Below are 22,036 nucleotides of genomic sequence, written 5' to 3' on the forward strand. Positions count from 1 at the left end.
ATAGGGGAGAATGAGGTATGTCAGAAACAGGTTTTTGGACGCATCCACTGGTAGAAACAGCTGGATACTTCAGTGTGGTTGTATTGTGTTTGATCGTTTCCATGGTGATTTTTGAAATCGTCACCAAGTATAAAAACTGGGAAGAAATTAAAAAAGGGAATTTGGCAGTAGCGATGGCAACCGGAGGCAAAATTTTCGGGGTCACGAACATCTTCCGTTTTTCCATTGAAGAGCATAACTCGCTGGCGCAAATGATCGGCTGGGGGCTGTATGGATTTTCACTGCTGATTTTTGCGTACCTGCTGTTTGAATTCCTGACGCCGAAGTTCAATGTGGACCAGGAAATTGAAAATGACAACCGCTCCGTCGGATTTATTTCATTGACCATTTCAGTCGGACTGTCTTACGTCGTTGGCGCAAGTATTTAATAGGAGTTGTGGGCAATGGAAAACCTCATTAAAATTTTATTCGTTTTTTGCATCTTATTCGTCATCGTCGGAATTGTTTTTCTGTTCGTGATTTAAAAGAGAACGGCCAGCCCAGCGCTGCGCCGTTTTTTTATTGGACTAAAAGTGAACGGATGAAGAAGCTGAAAAGATAAATTTACGAATATCAGAAATGAGCCGTCATTCACTATTGAAAGCGCTATCAAGAAACGTTATAATAAAAATAGGAATATTCGCACTATTCTCAAGTTCAAAAGGGGGAAAAAAGAATGACTGAAAAGCCGTGGCTCGCCCATTATCCGCCCGAAGTGCCTCACACGCTTTCGTATCCAAGCATGCCGGTCCAGGAATATCTGACCCATGCATACGAAAAGTTTCCGGACAAAGTGGCCATCCACTTTTTGGGAAAAGACATCACTTACCACGAACTGTATGATTCCTCAAAACGCTTCGCCAATTACTTGCAGACGCTTGGCATCAAAAAAGGGGACCGCGTTTCCATAATGCTGCCCAACTGTCCGCAAGCCGTGATCAGCTTTTACGGAGTCTTGTATGCCGGAGGCGTCGTGGTCATGACCAATCCGCTTTACACCGAACGGGAAATCGCTTATCAAATGAATGATTCAGGGGCTAAGGCCATTGTATCGCTCGATATTTTGTTCCCGCGGATTTCAAAAGTGGTCAAAGAGACAAAATTGGAAAATGTCATCATTACCGGCATCAAAGACTACCTGCCGTTCCCGAAAAACCTGGTCTATCCGATGGTGCAGAAAAAACAGTACGGCATGACGGTGAAAGTCGAACACCGCGGCATCAACCATTTGTTTACGGAAATTATGAAAGTTGCTTCAACCGAAGTCGCGACAACGCCGTTTGATTTTGAAGAGGATTTGGCGCTCCTGCAGTATACCGGAGGCACTACCGGTTCGCCGAAAGGGGTTATGCTGACGCATAAAAACCTGATTTCCAACGCGACAATGTGCGACAGCTGGCTCTATAAAGGCATGAACGGTGAAGAAACCATTATGGGCATCATTCCACTGTTCCACGTATACGGCTTGACGACGGTCCTCATCCTGTCGGTCATGCAGGGCAACCGTATGGTGCTGCTGCCGAAATTCGAGCCGGAAACGGCATTGAAAACGATCAACAAGCAAAAACCGACGCTGTTCCCTGGAGCACCGACGCTTTACATCGGTTTGATGAACCATCCGGATATCGGGAAATACGATTTGTCATCCATTGAAGCGTGCCTCAGCGGTTCTGCGCCGCTGCCGGCAGATGTGCAGGAAAAGTTCGAAAAAATCACCGGCGGGAAGTTGGTGGAAGGCTACGGGCTGACTGAAACTTCCCCTGTCACGCATTCCAATTTGCTGTGGGGAGAACGGGTAAAAGGCTCAATCGGAATGCCGTATCCGGACACCGACTGCAAAATTTTCCTTCCCGGAACAACAGACCCTGTTCCGAACGGCCAGATCGGTGAAATTGCGATCAAAGGGCCGCAGGTGATGAAAGGCTATTGGAAACGCCCTGAAGATACCGCGGCAACCATTGTAGACGGCTGGCTATTGACCGGCGACCTTGGTTATATGAATGATGAAGGGTTCTTCTTTATTGTCGACCGCAAAAAAGACATGATTATCGCCGGCGGTTTCAATATCTATCCGCGCGAAATCGAAGAAGTGCTGTATGAACACGAAGCCGTCCAGGAATGCGTAGTTGCCGGAGTGCCGGATGCTTACCGCGGAGAAACGGTGAAAGCATACATTGTCCAAAAAGAAGGGTATAATGTGTCAGAAGAAGAATTCAACACGTATTGCCGTGAACATTTGGCTTCGTTCAAAGTACCGCGCATTTACGAGTTCCGCAAAGAGCTGCCAAAAACCGCAGTCGGAAAAATTCTGCGGCGTTCGCTGGTTGATGAAGAAATCGCCAAGCAGGACGAAGCCGTTCCATCGTGACAAAGAAAATCTGCGGTCGTTGGGGATTTTCTTCATCCCTGCTGGTTGTGAGTTCATCCAATCGGCCAGTAGATCTCCGCTTGAAGAAGTGGGAGAGTTACTGACCGTTAAAGCAGGACAAAAGCTTGACACAATAGTAAATTAACTATAATATGAAAATATGAATGAACCGCCATTCATATTTTCATATTTTTTTGGGTGGTGATGAATTGGTAAAGAAGGATAAACCGAAATACAAGCAAATCGTTGATGCAGCAGTGATTGTTATTGCTGAAAATGGCTATCATCAAGCGCAGGTCTCGAAGATTGCGAAACAGGCCGGAGTTGCGGACGGAACGATTTATTTATATTTCAAAAACAAAGAGGATATCCTCATTTCTGTTTTTCAGGAAAAAATGGGCATGTTCGTCGAGAAGCTGGAACACATTCTTACAAAAGAAGTTTCTGCTTCCGAAAAGCTCCGGTTGATGATAGAAAGCCACTTCGGACTTCTTTCAGGCGATTTGCACCTCGCCATCGTCACCCAGCTCGAACTCAGGCAATCAAACCATGAGATCCGCATGAAAATAAATGGTGTGTTGCGGGAGTATTTATTGCAGATGGACAAGATTTTGGTCAAAGGGATGGAAGATGGCGAATTTGACAAAGATATGGACATCAGACTCGCAAGGCAAATGGTTTTTGGTACAATGGATGAGACGATTACCACTTGGGTAATGAACGATCATAAATATGATTTAGTCGATTTGGCGCCGAAAGTTCATCGCTTGTTGATGAAGGGGATGCGCGCTTAAAGAAAGGGGCTCATCGGATGGAATTTATCAGTTGGAAAAAAGAAGACGGTGTGGCGATTGCTACAATCAACCGCCCGCCGGCAAATGCTTTATCGAGGTCGCTTATTCTCGAAGTGGACCAGCTGCTTAATGAAGTGGAAAACGACGACGAAGTCCGGGTTGTCTTATTGCACGGAGAAGGACGTTTCTTTTCTGCTGGAGCAGACATCAAAGAGTTTACTGAAGTTTCTTCAGGTGAAGAATTTTCGAAATTATCAGCGAGTGGCCAACAAGTTTTCGAACGTGTCGAAACCTTCCACAAACCGGTGATTGCAGCGATTCACGGTGCAGCACTTGGCGGCGGGCTGGAATTGGCGATGGGTTGCCACATGCGATTCGTTTCCGAAAATGCTAAACTGGGATTGCCGGAACTTCAGCTTGGACTGATTCCCGGTTTTGCAGGCACGCAGCGTCTGCCGAGATACGTCGGGGTGGCGAAAGCAGCTGAAATGCTGTTGACAAGTGATCCGATTTCAGGCAAGGAAGCAGCTCAACTTGGGCTTGCGAACCGGGCTTATGCCGAAGAAGACTTACTTTCGGAAACGCTTTCAATTGCAAAGAAAATTGCGAAGAAAAGCCCGGTATCGGTAAAAGCGGCGATCCAGATGCTGCAATACGCCAAATCTGCTTCTTATTTTGAAGGGGTGGACGCCGAGGCGGAATCTTTCGGCACCGTTTTCGTATCGGAAGATGCAAAAGAAGGCATCCAGGCTTTCCTGGAAAAACGCGAAGCACAATTCAAAGGGAAATAATACTTGGGAGGTTTACGTTCATGAACATTTATGTATTGGTAAAACGTACGTTTGACACAGAAGAAAAAATCGTCGTTTCTGGTGGCAAAATCCAGGAAGACGGCGCGGAATTCATCATTAATCCATACGATGAGTACGCGATTGAAGAAGCCATCACTGTCCGCGATGAGCACGGCGGGGAAGTAACCGTTGTCACAATGGGCGGAGAAGAAGCTGAAAAGCAACTGCGCACAGCATTGGCTATGGGTGCTGACAAAGCAGTTTTGATCAATACTGAAGATGATTTAGAAGAAATGGACCAGTTTACTTCTGCGTACATACTGGCTGAATACTTGAAAGACAAAGAGCCGGATCTGATTTTGACCGGGAACGTGGCAATTGACGGTGGATCTGGCCAAGTCGGGCCTCGCGTAGCAGACTTGCTGGGCATCAACTACGTAACGACAATCACTGATTTGAAAATTGAGGGTTCTACTGTAACGATCGTCCGCGACATCGAAGGGGATGCAGAAGAACTTGAAACGTCTTTGCCATTGTTGGTAACTGCACAGCAGGGCTTGAACGAACCGCGGTACCCATCACTTCCAGGAATCATGAAAGCGAAGAAAAAGCCGCTTGAAGAACTGGAACTGGATGACCTGGATATCGAAGAAGACGATGTAGAAGCGAAAACAGAAACCATTGAAGTTTACTTGCCGCCGAAAAAAGCTGCAGGACGCGTACTTGAAGGCGATCTGACAAACCAAGTATCTGAATTGGTCAGCCTGCTTCGCAACGAAGCGAAAGTTATATAAAGAAAAGCGGAGGCGACCGTTTAGATTCGACAGGCATAAGACGATTTGGCGAAGCGGCGTATTTTCAGCCGCACAGCCAAAGTGGCTTATGACCCGAGAATCTGGTCGCTGCAGCTGGACAATAAAGAAAAGCGGAGGCGGCCTAATAATCAGCTTGCTTCAGCTTTAACCGCAACGATTTCGTTCCATACATTTTCACATCTACTTAGGGGGTAAACGGACTATGTCGAAAAAAGTATTAGTATTGGCGGAAACGCGCGAAGGCGCGTTGCGCAATGTCTCATTCGAAGCAATTGCTGCTGCAAAACAAGTTTCTGATGGCGGAGAAGTGGTAGCTGTCCTGCTAGGGGACGCTGTCAGCGAATTTGGAGCAGAACTCATAAACTACGGTGCGGACCGTGTCGTAACAGTCGAACACCCACATTTGAAGCATTATACATCTGATGGCTACGGCCAGGCGCTTATGGCAGTCGTCGAACAGGAAAGCCCGGAAGCACTTGTTTTCGGCCACACAGCGGTCGGCAAAGACTTGTCGCCGAAAATTGCAACGAAATTGCAATCCGGTTTGATTTCTGACGTAACTGCTATTGAAGGGGAAGGCGATGACGCTGTATTTGTTCGCCCGATCTTCTCTGGTAAAGCGTTTGAAAAAGTGAAAAACAAAGACGGTTTGTTGTTCTTTACCGTACGCCCGAACAACATCGCTCCTCTTGCAAAAGAAGAACGTTCAGGCGACGTCAGCTCATTGTCTGTCGATATCACGAACTTGCGCACAATCATCAAAAACGTTGTCCGCAAATCTGCTGAAGGGGTTGACCTTTCAGAAGCGAAAGTGATTATTGCAGGAGGCCGCGGCGTGAAGAGTGCAGATGGCTTTGCACCGCTTCAGGAATTGGCAAACTTGCTTGGCGGCGCTGTAGGCGCTTCGCGTGGAGCTTGTGACGCAGATTACGTGGACTACTCCCTGCAAATCGGCCAGACAGGAAAAGTGGTAACACCGGACCTTTACATTGCTGCCGGCATTTCAGGAGCTATCCAGCATTTGGCTGGTATGTCCAACTCGAAAGTCATCGTAGCGATCAACAAAGATCCGGAAGCGAATATTTTCAAAGTGGCAGACTACGGCATCGTAGGCGACTTGTTTGAAGTCATTCCGATGTTGACTGAAGAGTTCAAGAAAGTAATGTAATTCCACTCGGCTCCTCTAAATACAGAGGAGCCGTTTCTTCGTTTATCTCCGGTATTTTCCGGGTAAAGAAGCATTAGGCAAATAAATAGCTAGGCGAATTTGGGCATGCTATAATCAGAGCATAGTTTGGTTACACTACTAAGGAGGAATTATTCATGGCAATTGTACACGGAACAGATCAGAACTTTTCACAAGAAATCTCAGAAGGTTTAGTATTAGTAGATTTTTGGGCTACATGGTGCGGACCTTGTAAAATGATTGCTCCAGTATTGGAAGAATTAGACGCTGAAATGAGCGATAAAGTAAAAATCGTAAAAGTAGACGTTGACGAAAACCAAGAAACTGCCGGCAAATACGGCATCATGTCAATTCCGACTCTTCTATTGATGAAAGACGGAGAAACAGTTGACAAAGTGGTTGGATTCAGACCAAAAGAAGCTTTGGCAGAATTGGTTAACCAACACGCATAATTCTAAACCGGGTCCGGGTGGCCCGGTTTTTTAATAGGGTGAGACTATGGCAAACGAACTGATTCAACATAAATTAGCAATCCTTCCCGACCAGCCCGGCTGTTATTTGATGAAAGACCGCCAAAATACGATTATCTATGTCGGCAAGGCCAAGGTGCTGAAAAACCGCGTACGGTCGTATTTCACGGGAAGCCATGACGCCAAAACGCAGCGGCTGGTAGGGGAAATCGTGGATTTTGAATATATCGTCACCAATTCCGAAAAAGAAGCACTGATTTTGGAATTGAACTTGATCAAAAAGCATGATCCGAAATACAACATCATGCTGAAAGACGACAAAACCTATCCGTACTTGAAAATTACGGGTGAGCGCCATCCGAAGTTGATCATTACGCGCCAAGTCAAGCGCGATAAAGGCAAATACTTCGGGCCTTATCCGAATGCATATGCCGCAAGTGAAACGAAGAAATTGCTCGACCGGTTGTATCCGCTCCGGAAATGCCACACGATGCCGGACCGCGCCTGCCTTTATTACCATATGGGGCAGTGCCTGGCGCCGTGCATCAAACCGGTGGAAAAGGAAACGTATCAGGAAATGATCGACGGCATCACCAAATTCCTGAACGGCGGATTCCGGGAAGTGAAAGAGCAGCTCGTCGAAAAAATGTCTGAGGCTTCCGAAAACCTGGAGTTTGAACGGGCGAAGGAATACCGTGACCAGATCTCGCATATTGAAACGGTCATGGAAAAACAGAAAATGGCGATGAACGATTTTACCAACCGCGATGTTTTTGCCTATGCTGTCGACAAAGGGTGGATGTGCGTACAGGTGTTTTTCGTGCGCCAAGGCAAACTGATCGAACGAGACGTTTCGCTGTTTCCGCTGTACCGCGACCCGCAGGACGAGTTCATGACGTATCTCGGCCAATTTTACGAACAGTCGCACCACATGAAACCGAACGAAGTGCTGGTGCCGGAAGGCGTTGACGCAGAATTGGTGAGGGAATGGCTTGATATCCGGGTGCTGGTGCCGCAGCGCGGCAAGAAAAAGGATTTGGTGGAACTGGCGAAGAAAAATGCCGATATTGCCATCAAGGAAAAATTCGGGCTATTGGAGCGCCAGGAAGAGCGGACAGTCGGCGCTTGTTTGGAGCTGGGGGAAGCAATGAATATTGCCACGCCGCTCCGCATTGAAGCATTTGATAACTCGCATATCCAGGGAGCCGATGCCGTATCCGCGATGATTACATTTATCGACGGCAAACCATCGAAAAAAGATTACCGCAAATACAAAACCCGCAATGCATCCAAACCCGATGATTATGCCGCCATGCGGGAAGTAATCCGCCGGCGCTATTCACGCGTGTTAAAAGACGGCTTGCCTTTGCCGGATTTGATCGTCATTGACGGCGGGAAAGGGCAAATGGAGTCCGCACGTGAAATCCTGGAAGATGAACTGGGCTTGTCGATACCAATTGCCGGCCTGGCAAAAGACGCCAAGCACCAGACGTCCCAGCTGCTTTACGGAGATCCGATTGAAGTGGTGCCGCTGAAGCGCACAAGCGAAGCGTTTTATCTCTTGCAGCGCATCCAGGACGAAGTTCACCGGTTTGTCATCACATTCCACCGCCAGCTGCGCGGGAAGAATTCGATCCAGTCGGCACTCGATAACTTGGAAGGCGTCGGGCCAAAACGCAAACAGCAGCTGCTGAAGCATTTCGGTTCCGTCAAGAAAATCAAAGAAGCGACGGTGGAAGAATTGCGCGAAGCGGGCATGCCGCTGAGCCTTGCGACCTCCATCCGGCAGCATTTTGCCCAGCAGGCATTGCCAAGCGAGCAATAACATGCTATCGTAAAAACATAATTGAATCACTTGGAAAAGTGATGATAGAGGCGCGAACGTCAATAGTATCCATTCGGAGATTTGCAAAATCTGTGAAGTTTGGGGAAAGGGGCGGTCGCCGAAGTGTGCGGAGTGATTGCAAACCCGTATGCTGGTCCGGCATTTAAGAAGTGCCGGGCTGTCAGAGTCAATCTCTGGAGGGCTATCTCACATGGACGTTTTTCGTATTCGTACATGATAAAAGAGGTAGTTTGCTGCATCCGCAGCGAGCTGCCTTTTTTTATTGCCAAACTTGGCATGCTGAGAGCCACATCTTAAAAATGTGGGAGTGAATGGACATGAAAACAGTGGTAATGAAATTTGGCGGGACTTCTGTGGCAACACCTGAAAAAATTATCGGTGTCGCGAAACGGGCAATCCGGGAAAAAGAAAAAGGCCATCGGGTCGTGATTGTAGTATCGGCAATGGGCAAAACAACCGATACGCTGCTAGCTTTGGCAGGGGAAATATCAGCGGAGCCGTCAAAACGGGAAATGGACATGCTGCTCGCTACAGGTGAACAAGTGACCATTTCGCTGTTGGCGATGGCGTTTAAATCGTTGGGCCATGAAGCGCTGTCGTTTACCGGCTGGCAAGCAGGCATTGAAACGGAATCTGTTCCGCGCAACGCCCGCATTGAAACCATCCACACCGAGCGGCTGGAACGGGTGCTTGATAACGGCTTTATTTGTGTGGTTGCCGGATTCCAGGGAGTGGACCGGATCGGCAACATCACGACGCTTGGCCGAGGCGGTTCTGATACGACTGCTGTCGCGCTCGCTGCCGCACTTGGTGCAGACAAATGCGAGATTTATACCGATGTGGACGGCGTGTATACGTCCGATCCGCGTTCCGTGACCGGCGCACGCAAACTTGAGCAGATCTCGTATGACGAAATGCTTGAGCTTGCCAATCTCGGTGCAGGCGTCCTGCATCCGCGTGCTGTAGAATTTGCGAAAAACAACAAAGTCCCGTTATCCGTCCGAGCCAGCTATTCGGACGAACCGGGTACAATCATACAAGAGGTGATCACTGTGGAGAAAAACTTAATCGTTCGTGGCGTTGCATTTGAACCGGGCATTGCACGGGTGACCGTATCATATAAAAAGCCGTTCAATGGGTCATTGGCCAATATTTTTACGAAGCTGGCCGAACACCATATTGATGTGGACATCATCGTGCAGAGCATCACGGACGAATTTCCGCCGTCGGTGTCTTTCTCCATCAAAGAAGAAAGCCTCGAAGAAACAAAACGCGTATTGAATGAATTCCAGGAAGACATTCGCTTCTCAGCGGCGAATTACGAAGTCGGCTTATCAAAAGTATCCATTGTCGGTTCCGGCATGGTTTCCAACCCCGGCGTCGCGGCGCAAATGTTCGACATTCTCCGCGTCCAGGGCATTCCAGTCAAAATGGTCAGCACGTCGGAAATTAAAATTTCCGTCGTGGTGCCGGAAACGGATATGCAAGCAGCCGCAAATGCGCTGCACGATGCATTCGGCTTATCAGAATAAATAGATAGAGGAAAAGCGTCCGCCTGTGAGCGGGCGATTTTCGTTTTACCGACACCCATGTGTTAAGCGGTTCCGGTTTACCTTCCGCTGGAGCGAAGAAGAACAGGAGGCATCATTTAGTGAATCGGACCGGATGACGACAGTAAATGGCCCGTTAGAACAAAGGGGCAGACAGTGGTGTTATTATATATGTCAGAAAAATGACAATGCGCCTCCCTTTTAACACGTTAAAGCGGAATTGTTATATAAGTATAGAAAGAAATAGCCCGGTGTTTACCAAATAACTTAACTATACGTTTTTGTGATAAAATTCACATTCTACAAACAGAAAAAGATTGACGGATTTCTTCAGTTTCTCCAGACCAAACAGCTTCTATGTCGTTAACAGCAAAATCTGCGGTCGAAGCAGCGAAAAAGGAACCGTTTTCACAAAGGATGAAAATTTGATATCAATATAATAAATTACAATTAAGAATCATAGACAAAAACCTTCGGTTGCCTTGACGCTCCTATTATCGGAGAGTACAATAAATATGTCATAATTTTGTATCATGATGTAAGGCAGTTAGAAAAAGCTTTCGTCTTTGAACGATTGTCTTTTTTTTGCTGCGTAACAATGTCTTGAGGGAGGTAAAATTTTGGAAAATCGAGAATTTTTATTGCGTAGGTTACATTCTTTGCTCGGGATTATTCCGATCGGATTGTTCTTGACGCAGCACTTAATCGTCAACCATTTTGCAACGCAGGGTGAATCGTCATTCAATAATGCGTCTCACTTCATGGCGAATCTTCCATTCGTCATCTTCTTGGAGATTTTCGTTATTTATTTACCGTTGTTGTATCATGCTTTCTACGGTTTATACATAGCGTTTACTTCAAAACACAATGTGGGCAAATACAGCTACATGCGCAATGCATTGTTCACAGCACAACGCTATACAGGGGTTTTCCTTGTGATCTTTATCGCATGGCACGTGTTTGAAACTCGTTTCCAAGTTGCAATCGGCAATGCGGCCGAAGCGGACTTCAACATGATGGAAAACATTTTAAGCAATCCATTAATGTTAGCGTTTTATATTGTCGGTGTTGTAGCGGCAACATTCCACTTGGCAAACGGACTTTGGTCTTTCCTTGTTACTTGGGGAATCACGCAGTCTGAAAAAGCTCAACGCGGCGCAACTTATTTCACGCTTCTAGTGTTTGTTGTGCTTTCAGTGATTGGTATTAGAGCTTTATTCGCGTTCGTTTAAGAACGATTGGATTATTGGTGAATTAAAAGAGGAGTGAATACCGAAATGGCGAAAGGCAAACTTATTATTGTCGGGGGCGGCCTTGCAGGATTAATGGCAGCTGTAAAAGCAGCCGAAGCAGGCTCACCCGTTGATTTATTTTCTATCGTCCCAGTTAAAAGATCCCACTCGGTTTGTGCTCAAGGCGGGATAAACGGGGCTGTAAATACAAAAGGTGAAGGAGATTCACCGGATATTCACTTTGACGATACAGTCTATGGTGGAGACTTCCTGGCGAACCAGCGTCCGGTTAAAGCAATGGCGGATGCAGCACCAGCGATTATCCGCTTGTTTGACCGTATGGGCGTTATGTTCAACCGGACTCCGGAAGGACTTCTTGATTTCCGCCGTTTTGGGGGAACGATGCACCACAGAACCGCTTTCGCGGGCGCAACAACCGGCCAGCAATTGCTTTACGCTCTTGACGAGCAGGTTCGCCGCCACGAAGTGAGCGGACTGGTTACAAAATACGAAGGCTGGGAATTCCTTGGCCTTGTGCTGGATGACCAAGGCGTAGGCCGCGGGATTACTGCGCAAAACATGACAACAATGGAAATTAAAGCTTTCCGTGCGGATGCTGTGATCATGGCAACTGGTGGACCGGGGATCATCTTCGGAAAATCGACAAACTCTGTCATCAACACGGGGTCTGCAGCTTCGATCGTTTATCAGCAAGGCGCGTATTATGCGAACGGCGAATTCATCCAAATTCACCCGACAGCGATTCCAGGAGACGATAAACTTCGTCTAATGTCCGAATCTGCTCGCGGTGAGGGCGGACGTATCTGGACGTATAAAGACGGCAAGCCTTGGTACTTCCTGGAAGAAAAATATCCGGCCTACGGTAACTTGGTGCCTCGTGATATCGCAACACGCGAAATCTTCGATGTCTGCGTTAACCAAAAGCTAGGAATCAATGGCGAAAACATGGTTTATTTGGATCTATCACACAAAGATCCAAAAGAATTGGACATAAAATTGGGCGGCATCATCGAGATTTACGAGAAATTCACAGGTGATGACCCTCGCAAAGTACCGATGAAAATCTTCCCGGCTGTCCACTATTCAATGGGCGGTTTATGGGTTGATGACCATCAGTTCACAAGCATTCCAGGCGTACTTGCTGCCGGTGAATGTGATTACTCTCAGCACGGTGCAAACCGCCTAGGTGCTAACTCGCTTCTATCTGCTGTTTACGGCGGTATGGTAGCAGGGCCGAACGCATTGGAGTATATCGAAGGCTTAGAAGTTCTTGCAGAAGATCTTCCTTCAGACATCTACGAACGTGCAGTTGCTGAAGAGCAGCGCAAATGGGAAGAAATTCTTGCTCTTGACGGTACAGAGAATGCGTATGTGCTTCACAAAGAGCTTGGCGAATGGATGACGGACAACGTAACCGTGGTTCGCTACAACGATCGACTGCAAGCGACGGATGAAAAAATCCAGGAGTTGCTTGAGCGTTTCAATCACATCAACATCACGGATACACAGCTTTGGAGCAACCAAGGCGCTATGTTTACCCGTCAGTTGAAAAATATGCTACATTTAGCACGAGTGATCACTCTTGGAGCGTTAAACCGCAACGAAAGCCGCGGCGCTCACTACAAGCCTGATTTCCCGGAACGCAACGACGAAGAATTCTTGAAAACGACTATGGCGAAATTCAACGGTTACGACGCGCCGATTTTCTCTTATCAAGACGTCGATGTTTCGTTGATCGAGCCTCGTAAACGTGATTACTCAGCGAAACACTAAGAAGGGAGCTATTTTACCATGGGTGAAGCAGCAAAAACGGTTATATTTGAAATCGAACGCAGAAACTCCACGAACGAAGAGTCGTACATGGAGAAGTTCGAATTGCCATATCGCGCGAACATGAATGTCATTTCGGCATTGATGGAAATTCGCCGCAACCCGGTTAACATGGAAGGGAAAAAAACCACTCCAGTAACATGGGACATGAACTGCCTTGAAGAAGTGTGTGGCGCATGTTCAATGGTCATCAACGGCAAAGCGCGCCAGTCGTGTACAGCTCTAGTTGACCAATTGGAACAGCCGATCCGCCTTCAGCCGATGAAAACATTCCCTGTAGTCCGCGACTTGGTCGTTGACCGCAGCCGTATGTTCGATTCATTGAAAAAAGTCAAAGCATGGATTCCGATTGACGGAACTCATGACCTTGGCGAAGGGCCGCGTATGCCTGAGCGCAAACGCCAATGGGCTTACGAATTGTCTAAATGTATGACTTGCGGCGTATGCTTGGAAGCATGCCCGAACGTCAACGATAAATCCGATTTCATCGGACCAGCTCCACTTTCACAAGTTCGTCTTATGAATGCGCACCCAACAGGCGCCATGAACAAAGACGCCCGCTTGAATGCCATCATGGGCGAAGGCGGATTAGCAAGCTGCGGTAACTCTCAAAACTGTGTTGAATCTTGTCCAAAAGGAATTCCTTTGACAACTTCAATCGCTGCTTTGAACCGCGACACAACTGTTCAAATGTTCCGCAACTTCTTTGGAAGCGACAGAATGGTAGACTAGTAAAGAAAAGCGGAAGTGCCCGTGCAGATTCGACGGGCATAAGACAATCTGGCGAAGCGGCGTGTTTTCAGCCGCACAGCCGGAGTGGCTTATGACCCTAGAATCTGGGCACTGCAGCTAGACAGCAAGAAAAGCGGAAGCGTCCGTTTTAGCCCCGACAAGCGCTGGAGGGCTTGAAGTGAATGGCGTCCTTTGCCATTCGCAGCAAGACCGAAGCGACTCGAGGGGCTGGCCGCTGCAGCTAGACAGCAAGAAAAGCGGAAACGGCCGTTCAGGTTCGACAGGCATAAGACAGAACAGCGAAGTGGCGTTCTTTGCCACACAGCTGGGTTGGCTTATGACCCGAGAACCTGGCCGTTGCAGCTAGACAACAAGAAAAGCGGAGAAACTTCTTCCTTTTCTTATCGTCTACTCCTACCCAAAACCCTGCCTCGGCAGGGTTTTTATTTTGTTTATAGGACAAATGCCGCAACCTTCCCTTTGGAATATTTGCTATACTAAAAAAACAAAGAGATGGGTGGAGGTTCATTTATGAAAGCAGCTTACATCAAGGATTTTGAGGATTGGAAAAAAGGATTCCGTTTTTCGGCGCCGGTTCAGGTCCGTTTTTCAGAAACGGATATGTTCGGGCATGTCAACAACACCGTGCCGATTACGTATTTTGAATTTGCCCGCATCGAATACATGAAAGAATTGGGATTGATGCAAAGCTGGCTGACCGGCGGCAATGAATTGTTCCCGGTTGTGGCGGACATCCAGGTGGATTATACCCAGCAGGTTTATTTCGATGAAAAGCTGGAAGTCCACGTTAAAGTGGAGTCGATCGGCAATTCTTCAATCAACGTGCATTACTGGGTCACCAACGAAAAAGGGGAGACCTGCTTTACCGGCCGCGGTGCCATGGTACAGATTTCGAAAAAAACCGGAAAAGGCCATCCCTGGACCGAACAGGAGAAGGAACTGTTAACAAATAATCGCTTAATTTCTTCTAAAAATTGAGTGAGTTCTTGCGTTATGAATAAAAAAGCGTCACTATAGTTATAGTAGATCGTAGCCAAGGAGTGTTGATTTCAATGAATGATAACAACCAAACGAATCTCCATGATCCGGAACGGATCGCGTTTCTGGAAAAAGAACTTCGATATATCGCCGGCATCATCAAGCAAAAAGGCCGGGAAATCTTAAATTCCTATACCATTACTCCTCCGCAGTTTGTTGCTTTGCAATGGCTTTTTGAGCATGGGGACATGACCATTGGAGACCTCTCCAATAAAATGTATCTGGCATTCAGCACAACGACGGATCTGGTCGACCGAATGGAAAAGAACGAACTGGTCGTCCGCATCCGCGAAGAACAGGATCGCCGCGTCGTGCGCATCAAGCTGTTAAAAGAAGGCGAACGCATCATTGAAGAAGTAATAAAGAAACGCCAGGATTATTTGGAAAATGTTCTCGCTGATTTCGACGGAGACGAAGTGGAGCAATTATCATTCTTGCTTGAGAAACTTCACAACAACATGAAATAGAATTGAGGCGATGAATGTGAATGCGCCAATTGGAGTAATTGATTCAGGAGTAGGCGGATTGACAGTTGCAAAGGAAATTATGAAACTCCTGCCAAATGAACAGATTTATTACATAGGGGACAATGCGCGCTGCCCGTATGGCCCGCGGTCCCTTCAGGAAGTCAAGAAGTACACGTGGCAGATGGCCCAGGCATTGATGAAAAAGCGGATCAAGATGCTGGTCATCGCCTGCAACACGGCAACAGCCGCCGCTTTGAATTCGCTGCAAAGAAAGCTGCCGATTCCAGTGATCGGGGTAATTTTCCCCGGTGCCCGGGCGGCGGTCAAAAATTCTTCATCGAAGAATATTGCCGTTCTCGGAACGCTTGGAACGGTGCAAAGCGGTGCCTATGAAAAAGCGGTCAAGTCGCTGGTTTCATCTGCGCATGTGGTTCAGCTTGCCTGTCCGCGTTTTGTGCCTCTTGTGGAAAGTGACGAATACGAAGGAGAGTTTGCCCGCAAAATGGTACAGGAAACGCTGTCCCAAATTGAAGGGGAAACTTTTGATACGGCGATTCTGGGATGCACCCATTACCCGCTCCTGCAGGGCTTTATCGAAGAAGTGTTTGGAGAAGGCGTACAAGTGGTGTCCTCTGCGCAGGAAACAGCTAAAGATGTGGAACGGCATCTCCGGTTTGCACAGAAATTCGCTGACTGGAAACGGCCGCCGGTGCATCATTTCTATACATCCGGCTCGCTTCCGATTTTCCAGACCATTATCGAGAAATGGTTGAAGATTGAAGAACCCGTCATCCATTCCATTCGGTTCCCAAAAACCTGATAGCTCCGGCTGTCAGGTTTTTGGCTGTAGAAGAGCAAATGTGATACGCTAGGTAAGCATATACGAGGAGGAATTTTAACATGACACGAATAGATGAAAGACAAACAAACGAACTGCGCCCGGTACAGATGGACGTGGATTATTTGATCCACCCGGAAGGTTCGGTATTGATCACCGTTGGGCAAACGAAAGTAATTTGTACAGCGACCATTGAAGACAAAGTGCCGCCATTCCTGAGAGGGCAAGGCAAGGGTTGGGTCACTGCAGAGTATTCAATGCTGCCTCGTGCAACGAACAGCCGAAACCGGCGCGAATCTTCTGCCGGCAAAATCGGCGGCCGGACCATGGAAATCCAGCGCCTGATCGGCCGTGCACTGCGTGCGGTGGTCGACCTTGAGAAATTGGGCGAACGTACGCTTTGGATCGACTGCGACGTGATCCAGGCAGATGGCGGCACGCGTACCGCTTCCATCACCGGTGCTTTTGTTGCGATGACAATGGCCATCGGCAAATTGGATTTGACCGCATTTCCGGTAACCGATTTCTTAGCGGCAACGAGCGTCGGCATCGACGGCGAACACGGAGCCATTTTGGACTTGAACTACGTGGAGGATTCATCTGCAGAAGTCGATATGAACCTGGTCATGACAGGAGCCGGCCATTTTGTGGAACTTCAGGGAACAGGCGAAGAAGCGACGTTTTCACGCTTGCAGCTAAACGAAATGCTCGATCTTGGTGAATCGGGAATCCGCCAATTGATTTCCAAACAAAAAGAAGTGCTTGGCGAATTGGCCAATCGCGTAGGCGAAGAGGTGAAATCAAGTCTATGAAAAAAGTATTGATTGCGACTCAAAACTTAGGGAAAGCGAGAGACTTTGAAGCCTTGCTGCGTCCGTTTGGTTATGATGTATTAACGTTGCAGGATGTTGCCAAAGACTTGGATATTGAAGAAACAGGCGTTACGTTTGAAGAGAACGCGATTCTGAAGGCTGAAGGGGCTGCAGAAGCACTTCAAATGCCGGTGATCGCTGATGACTCGGGACTTGAGATTGATGCTTTAAACGGTGAACCAGGCGTCTATTCTGCGCGCTACGCCGGCGAGCCGAAAGACGACAATGCCAATATTGACAAAGTGCTCGGAAAATTGGCCGACGTTCCGGAAAACGAGCGCACTGCCCGCTTCCGCTGCGTGTTGGCTGTTGCGGCGCCGAACCAGAAAACCGTCACTTTCTCGGGCTCATGCGAAGGAGAAATCCTGTTTGAGCGCCGCGGCGAAAACGGCTTCGGATACGATCCGATTTTTTGGGTGCCGAGTGAAGGGCGTGCCATGGCAGAACTCAAGCCGGAAGAAAAAGCGGCCATTTCACACCGCGGCAATGCCTTGCAGAAATTAAAGCAGGCCATGCCCGAATGGTTACTATCAAACGAATAACATTTATTTTAATGTTTTTTTAAAATAGCATTGACTTTTCCGGAAATCATTTCTATAATTAAAATTGTCTTTCAGTAGAAAAGCGCAAACGTCCATTAGATCTGGGCGATGAAGTTTAGCTGCTAAGAAAGCCTTGTCCCAGTAGCTCAGCTGGATAGAGCAACGCCCTTCTAAGGCGTCGGTCGGGAGTTCGAATCTCTCCTGGGACGTTATAGAAATGTACATAAGAAGAAGGCCTTGAAGCAAAACGCTTCAAGGCCTTTTTTATTTGCGTATTCAGCAATAATAGTATGCCGATTACAGATTAAAGTTTAAAGGGAGATGGCTGGGAAATGAAACCATTTCGACTTTCGTTCGTATTATGTAGTAACAGGAGTTGATTTCAATGCCCATATGCAGCCATTGTGAAACCCGCTGGACGTGGAAACAGACGATAAAAAAGACGTTCACTTTAAGCAATAAGTTAGAGTGCCCGTTATGTGGAAAAATACAGTACATATCCAAAAAGTCACGGAAAAGAATCAGCCTGCTCAACTTGGTGATCCTTTTGCCGCTTTTATTGAATGCAGTGACTTCCATCGAACCGCTTTTTAACATCACCCTTATCTTCATATTCTTTATGCTCAGTATGGTCTTTATGCCGTTTCTTACGGAACTTTCGAGTGAAGAAGAGCCTCTTTGGTAAACGGGTTCCCGGCTCAAGGAAAAAACTTGGGCTTTTTTTTATTTATTGGCGAAAATGTGAAGCAATTCTGCAAAAAAAGATGAATAAAACATGAACCAGAGTTCATGTTTTGGGGGCTGGCATGTTATTCTTATCTATGAGGTGAGGAAATGCAGCACGAAAACCTTGTCGGAGATTTCCCGACGTTTCCAAAACAACTGCGTTCAAAACAAAAAAGAGAAGCATTGATTGAAAGTGCGAAACTGCTATTCAATGAAAAAGGATTTGAACATACAACAGCAAAAGAAATTGCAGCCCATGCGAAAGTGGCGACGGGAACGTTTTACCGGTATTTTTCCGATAAGCGGCAATTGCTGATGACGCTGATCGACAACCAGATAGATTCCATGATGCCTCTCGATTTGGAATGGAAAAGCGGGGACCCCGAAAAGCTGTTGGCGGGGCGCTTGGAAATGCATTACCACAAGATTAACGAAAAAAACCTGCGGAAGCTGATGCCGGAACTTTTATTGAAAGATGCGGAACTTGCCGAAGTGGTCAATGAAGCGAAAATGCGCATGCAGGGAAAAGTGCTCGGCCATCTGCAAACGCTTCAGAAAAAAGGGCTCATGTGGCCGGACATCGACATTGAGACGTTGACCTGGTGCTTGCAGTCGATGATGGAAAAGCTGCAAAGCCGAAAGAACGAAGGCGTTTGCGTGGATTACAAGGAATTTGCCAAAGTATTTTGCCGGACCTTGTTTCCGCCGGACATTATTGAACAAATGCGCTCTGGAAACATAAAAGATATGGAAAGGACCGTGAACAGATGAAAGCAAAACTATTTACTGCAACGAGCAACACTTCTTGCCGGAAAGCCATTGCTTGGCTCAACGAGTACAATATTCCGTATGTCGAGAAAAACATTTCCACTACCCCGATTACGATTGAAGAAATTCAGGAAATCCTGTCTTTAACCAACGAAGGCACCGAAGAAATCATTTCGAAAAAAGCTTACGCCATTAAAAAGTTGAAACTCGATTTCGACAGTTTATCGTTGCCCCAATTATATCAAGTCATCCAAGATAACCCCGGTGTGCTGCGTCTGCCTATTCTCCATGATGGAAAAAAGCTGCAAGTCGGCTATAACGATGATGAAATTCGCCAATTTCTTCCCCGCTGGTTCCGTACAAATCAATTCCAAACTTTATTAGGTATGTAACAAGGAGCCTTCCAAACAGGCTCCTTGTTTTTGGTTGTGCGGAAGGGCCGCCGATTAGCGAAAAAGGGAGCAACAAGGCGGATTCCTTCATGTGAAAATTTCGAAAATGCCTGTTATTTTATTTTCCCGCAAAATCCCGGTATGGTATGATAGACAGTACAAACGGGGTGTTTTTATGCGAAAAAAATATAGGGAGCTGCAGCGCAAAGGCAACGTTATCGTATTTCCGAACACGATCAATCGCTTGCTGACGGAAGGCATGGCGCTGCTGAAAGAAGAGAATTACGAAGACGCTCGCGATAAGCTGTACCAGGTGCTGTCTTATGAACCGGAACATGCCGGGGCACTCGGTGCCTATGCCTATTGCTTGTTTGAGCTGGGGGAATACGAGGAAGCGCTGGAGGTATGCCGGGAACTGCTGAAGGTCGGGCCTGTGCATTACCTGGAAACAATGGAATTATACATAAGCATTTTAATGCAGGTGCGGGAATTTGAAGAAGCGGAGCGGATGATTGAAGTTCTGATTGAAGAAAAAGTCCTGCCGGAAGAACGGCTGGCGCAGTTTCTGCAGCTGCGGGATTTGAATGAGCGCATTGCGGAAAAAAACGCCAATGTAAAAATCGACCTTACCCAATACGTGCCGGAAAATTTCATCAAGCTGTCTCCGCATGAACAGGAAAGGCTGATCATGGATTTGCCGCCGGCAAGCTATGACATGCTGAAAAACAGCCTGGTTGACATTGTGCAGCATCCGGAAACCGATTTATTGACGAAGACATACATATTGTTCATGCTCCACCAGGAGAAAGTGAAAGCCCGTGTGACGGTGGAGAAATTCCATTACGATAAGGAGTTTTTAGTGGCGAATCTGCCGGACCCGATCAACAATCCGCGCGTCCAGGACATCAAACGGATGATGGAAGAGATGCTGGAAAAAGATCCGACCCGCCTGGAGATGGTCCAGGAATTGTTTGAGCGCCACATTTATTTGTTTTATCCATTCCAATGGGATGGGTACGATGAAGCGGAAGTGGCAGACGTCTATCTTAGTTATTTAGATCAATTGTTCACCGGAGAAATGAATTTTTCCGGCGACTCGGAACTGATGAGCCTGATTTTTCATGCCGAACAATGGTTTGAGTTGCGCAATGGGTAGAAATAGTTGAACATAGTGGCATCTATGCTATAATATTGAAGTTGTCAAAATTCGTATAAAACGGGTAATATGACTTTGTAGAAAATGTTTGGAGGGCTTATAAATGTCAGCAAAATGGGAAAAGCAAGAAGGTAACACAGGAACACTTACAGTAGAAGTACCGACAGAAGAAGTAAATGCAGGATTGGACAAAGCGTTCAAAAAAGTTGTTAAAGAAATTAACGTACCAGGTTTCCGTAAAGGAAAAATGCCGCGCCAGATGTTCGAACAACGCTTTGGCGTAGAATCACTTTACCAGGATGCCCTAGACTTCATCTTGCCGGATGCTTACGCAAACGCTGTTGAAGAAGCAGGCCTTAACCCGGTTGACCGCCCGGAAATCGATATTGTGACTCTTGAAAAAGGACAGCCGCTTGTGTTCACAGCTAAAGTAACGGTTAAGCCGGAAGTTCAGCTTGGCGAATACAAAGGCCTTGAAGTTTCTCAGCCAGCTACAGACGTAACTGACGAAGAAATCGAAAGCCAATTGAAAGAAAACCAAGAACGTTTCGCTGAGCTTGCTGTTAAAGAAGACGAAGCAATCGTTGAAGGCGACACTGCAGTGATCGATTTTGAAGGTTTTGTTGATGGAGAAGCATTTGAAGGCGGCAAAGGAGAAAGCTATTCTCTTGAAATCGGTTCAAACTCATTCATCCCAGGCTTCGAAGAGCAATTGGTCGGCGCAAAAACAGGAGAAGAAAAAGACGTTGAAGTCACTTTCCCTGAAGAATACCACGCTGCTGAACTTGCAGGAAAAGCTGCAACGTTCAAAGTGAAAGTAAACGAAGTAAAAGCAAAAGAGCTTCCAGAACTTGATGACGAATTCGCTAAAGAAATCGACCCAGAAGTTGAAAGCCTAGAAGCGCTTCGCACAAAAATGAAAGAAACCTTGGCTGAACAGAAAAAAGCAAATGCGGATGCAGCACTTCGCGACGAGCTAGTTCAAAAAGCAGCTGAAAATGCAACAATCGACCTTCCGCATGCCATGATCCACACTGAAATGGACCGCATGATGCAGGAATTCGAACAACGTTTGACTCAGCAAGGCATGAACCTTGACCTTTACTTCCAGTTCTCAGGCCAAGACGAAGAAGCTTTGCGTGCTCAAATGCACGACGATGCTGAAACGCGCGTACGTGTATCTCTAGTGCTTGAAGCAATTGCTGAAGCAGAGAACATGGAAGTCACTTCAGAAGACATCGACAAAGAACTTGAAAAAATGTCCGGCCAGTTTAACATGGACATCGAGCAAATCAAAACTGCTTTAGGCGGCACTGAAATGCTTGAAAACGATATCCGCATGCAAAACACAGTTGAATTCCTAGTGGAAAACGCTAAAATCACAACTGAAGTGGAAAACGTTCAAGACGCTGAATAATCAACACACATAAGCTTCATAGAAAACAAGGCACGGCGACGTGCCTTGTTTTCCTCTACATAGAATAAAATAAGAATTACATAAATTGATTGCTGTCCTTGAATGATTCTGTGGTTTTTGAGAGG

The 22,036-nt window shown here is 46.9% G+C and carries 23 protein-coding genes, 1 tRNA gene and 1 riboswitch; all 24 genes read left to right on the forward strand.

Features of this window, described 5'->3' with window-relative positions; translation table 11 throughout:
* Positions 1–17 precede the first annotated feature (17 nt).
* The 24 genes from BLQ32_RS16645 (at position 18) to tig (ending at position 21,911) form a co-directional block, all read left to right on the forward strand.
* Positions 18–428: a DUF350 domain-containing protein gene (locus BLQ32_RS16645; protein WP_036806044.1), complete on the forward strand. Its 411-nt coding sequence runs from the start codon at positions 18–20 to the stop codon at positions 426–428.
* 287 nt (positions 429–715) lie between these two features.
* On the forward strand, positions 716–2,407 hold the full coding sequence (locus BLQ32_RS16650) for an AMP-binding protein (RefSeq protein ID WP_074511295.1): 1,692 nt from the start codon (positions 716–718) through the stop codon (positions 2,405–2,407).
* Positions 2,408–2,616: 209 nt separating this feature from the next.
* Entirely contained in the window at positions 2,617–3,201 is a 585-nt protein-coding gene (locus tag BLQ32_RS16655; protein ID WP_083335390.1) for a fatty acid metabolism transcriptional regulator FadR, read from the forward strand.
* A gap of 17 nt (positions 3,202–3,218) precedes the next feature.
* The gene (locus BLQ32_RS16660) at positions 3,219–3,992 is read left to right on the forward strand and encodes an enoyl-CoA hydratase (protein ID WP_036806050.1); all 774 of its coding nucleotides are present in this window, start codon (positions 3,219–3,221) and stop codon (positions 3,990–3,992) included.
* A 20-nt stretch (positions 3,993–4,012) separates the two neighbouring features.
* Positions 4,013–4,786: an electron transfer flavoprotein subunit beta/FixA family protein gene (locus BLQ32_RS16665; protein WP_036806053.1), complete on the forward strand. Its 774-nt coding sequence runs from the start codon at positions 4,013–4,015 to the stop codon at positions 4,784–4,786.
* A 223-nt stretch (positions 4,787–5,009) separates the two neighbouring features.
* Complete coding sequence (locus BLQ32_RS16670; protein WP_074511298.1) at positions 5,010–5,975, forward strand: electron transfer flavoprotein subunit alpha/FixB family protein; 966 nt, start codon at positions 5,010–5,012, stop codon at positions 5,973–5,975.
* 155 nt (positions 5,976–6,130) lie between these two features.
* Positions 6,131–6,445, forward strand: coding sequence for a thioredoxin (gene trxA / locus BLQ32_RS16675; RefSeq protein WP_036806063.1), 315 nt, complete (start codon positions 6,131–6,133; stop codon positions 6,443–6,445).
* A gap of 46 nt (positions 6,446–6,491) precedes the next feature.
* Positions 6,492–8,288 carry an excinuclease ABC subunit UvrC gene (gene uvrC, locus BLQ32_RS16680; protein ID WP_074511300.1) on the forward strand — a complete coding sequence of 599 codons (1,797 nt, stop codon included), beginning with the start codon at positions 6,492–6,494 and terminating at the stop codon, positions 8,286–8,288.
* Between the two features lie 37 nt (positions 8,289–8,325).
* A riboswitch (Lysine riboswitch) is annotated at positions 8,326–8,501 on the forward strand.
* A gap of 125 nt (positions 8,502–8,626) precedes the next feature.
* Positions 8,627–9,841, forward strand: a complete 1,215-nt coding sequence (locus BLQ32_RS16685) for an aspartate kinase (RefSeq protein WP_036806069.1) — start codon at positions 8,627–8,629, stop codon at positions 9,839–9,841.
* Positions 9,842–10,476: 635 nt separating this feature from the next.
* Positions 10,477–11,091 carry a succinate dehydrogenase cytochrome b558 subunit gene (locus tag BLQ32_RS16690; RefSeq protein ID WP_074511302.1) on the forward strand — a complete coding sequence of 205 codons (615 nt, stop codon included), beginning with the start codon at positions 10,477–10,479 and terminating at the stop codon, positions 11,089–11,091.
* Between the two features lie 45 nt (positions 11,092–11,136).
* Entirely contained in the window at positions 11,137–12,885 is a 1,749-nt protein-coding gene (gene sdhA, locus BLQ32_RS16695; RefSeq protein WP_036806076.1) for a succinate dehydrogenase flavoprotein subunit, read from the forward strand.
* A gap of 18 nt (positions 12,886–12,903) precedes the next feature.
* Entirely contained in the window at positions 12,904–13,674 is a 771-nt protein-coding gene (sdhB, locus tag BLQ32_RS16700) for a succinate dehydrogenase iron-sulfur subunit (protein ID WP_036806078.1), read from the forward strand.
* Positions 13,675–13,852: 178 nt separating this feature from the next.
* Positions 13,853–14,041 carry a hypothetical protein gene (locus tag BLQ32_RS16705; protein ID WP_074511304.1) on the forward strand — a complete coding sequence of 63 codons (189 nt, stop codon included), beginning with the start codon at positions 13,853–13,855 and terminating at the stop codon, positions 14,039–14,041.
* A gap of 164 nt (positions 14,042–14,205) precedes the next feature.
* Entirely contained in the window at positions 14,206–14,673 is a 468-nt protein-coding gene (locus BLQ32_RS16710; protein WP_074511306.1) for an acyl-CoA thioesterase, read from the forward strand.
* Positions 14,674–14,747: 74 nt separating this feature from the next.
* On the forward strand, positions 14,748–15,200 hold the full coding sequence (locus BLQ32_RS16715) for a MarR family winged helix-turn-helix transcriptional regulator (protein WP_036806084.1): 453 nt from the start codon (positions 14,748–14,750) through the stop codon (positions 15,198–15,200).
* Between the two features lie 16 nt (positions 15,201–15,216).
* On the forward strand, positions 15,217–16,020 hold the full coding sequence (gene racE, locus BLQ32_RS16720; RefSeq protein ID WP_053165479.1) for a glutamate racemase: 804 nt from the start codon (positions 15,217–15,219) through the stop codon (positions 16,018–16,020).
* Positions 16,021–16,100: 80 nt separating this feature from the next.
* Complete coding sequence (gene rph, locus BLQ32_RS16725) at positions 16,101–16,850, forward strand: ribonuclease PH (protein WP_074511307.1); 750 nt, start codon at positions 16,101–16,103, stop codon at positions 16,848–16,850.
* The gene (locus BLQ32_RS16730; protein WP_074511309.1) at positions 16,847–17,452 is read left to right on the forward strand and encodes an XTP/dITP diphosphatase; all 606 of its coding nucleotides are present in this window, start codon (positions 16,847–16,849) and stop codon (positions 17,450–17,452) included. The genes rph and BLQ32_RS16730 overlap by 4 nt, the downstream gene beginning before the upstream one ends.
* Before the next feature lie 135 nt (positions 17,453–17,587).
* Positions 17,588–17,661: transfer RNA gene (locus BLQ32_RS16735), tRNA-Arg, on the forward strand.
* A gap of 176 nt (positions 17,662–17,837) precedes the next feature.
* Complete coding sequence (locus BLQ32_RS16740) at positions 17,838–18,137, forward strand: TIGR04104 family putative zinc finger protein (RefSeq protein ID WP_074511311.1); 300 nt, start codon at positions 17,838–17,840, stop codon at positions 18,135–18,137.
* 149 nt (positions 18,138–18,286) lie between these two features.
* Positions 18,287–18,949 carry a TetR/AcrR family transcriptional regulator gene (locus BLQ32_RS16745; protein ID WP_074511313.1) on the forward strand — a complete coding sequence of 221 codons (663 nt, stop codon included), beginning with the start codon at positions 18,287–18,289 and terminating at the stop codon, positions 18,947–18,949.
* A complete protein-coding gene (gene spx, locus BLQ32_RS16750) occupies positions 18,946–19,338 on the forward strand; it encodes a transcriptional regulator Spx (RefSeq protein WP_036806097.1) in 393 nt (130 codons plus the stop codon). The genes BLQ32_RS16745 and spx overlap by 4 nt, the downstream gene beginning before the upstream one ends.
* A gap of 175 nt (positions 19,339–19,513) precedes the next feature.
* Positions 19,514–20,494: a tetratricopeptide repeat protein gene (locus tag BLQ32_RS16755; protein ID WP_074511378.1), complete on the forward strand. Its 981-nt coding sequence runs from the start codon at positions 19,514–19,516 to the stop codon at positions 20,492–20,494.
* Positions 20,495–20,597: 103 nt separating this feature from the next.
* Positions 20,598–21,911 carry a trigger factor gene (gene tig, locus BLQ32_RS16760; RefSeq protein ID WP_053165483.1) on the forward strand — a complete coding sequence of 438 codons (1,314 nt, stop codon included), beginning with the start codon at positions 20,598–20,600 and terminating at the stop codon, positions 21,909–21,911.
* The last annotated feature ends 125 nt before the right edge of the window (positions 21,912–22,036 follow it).

The sequence above is a fragment of the Planococcus glaciei genome, from assembly GCF_900099655.1.
Classification (GTDB): Bacteria; Bacillota; Bacilli; order Bacillales_A; family Planococcaceae; genus Planococcus; species Planococcus glaciei.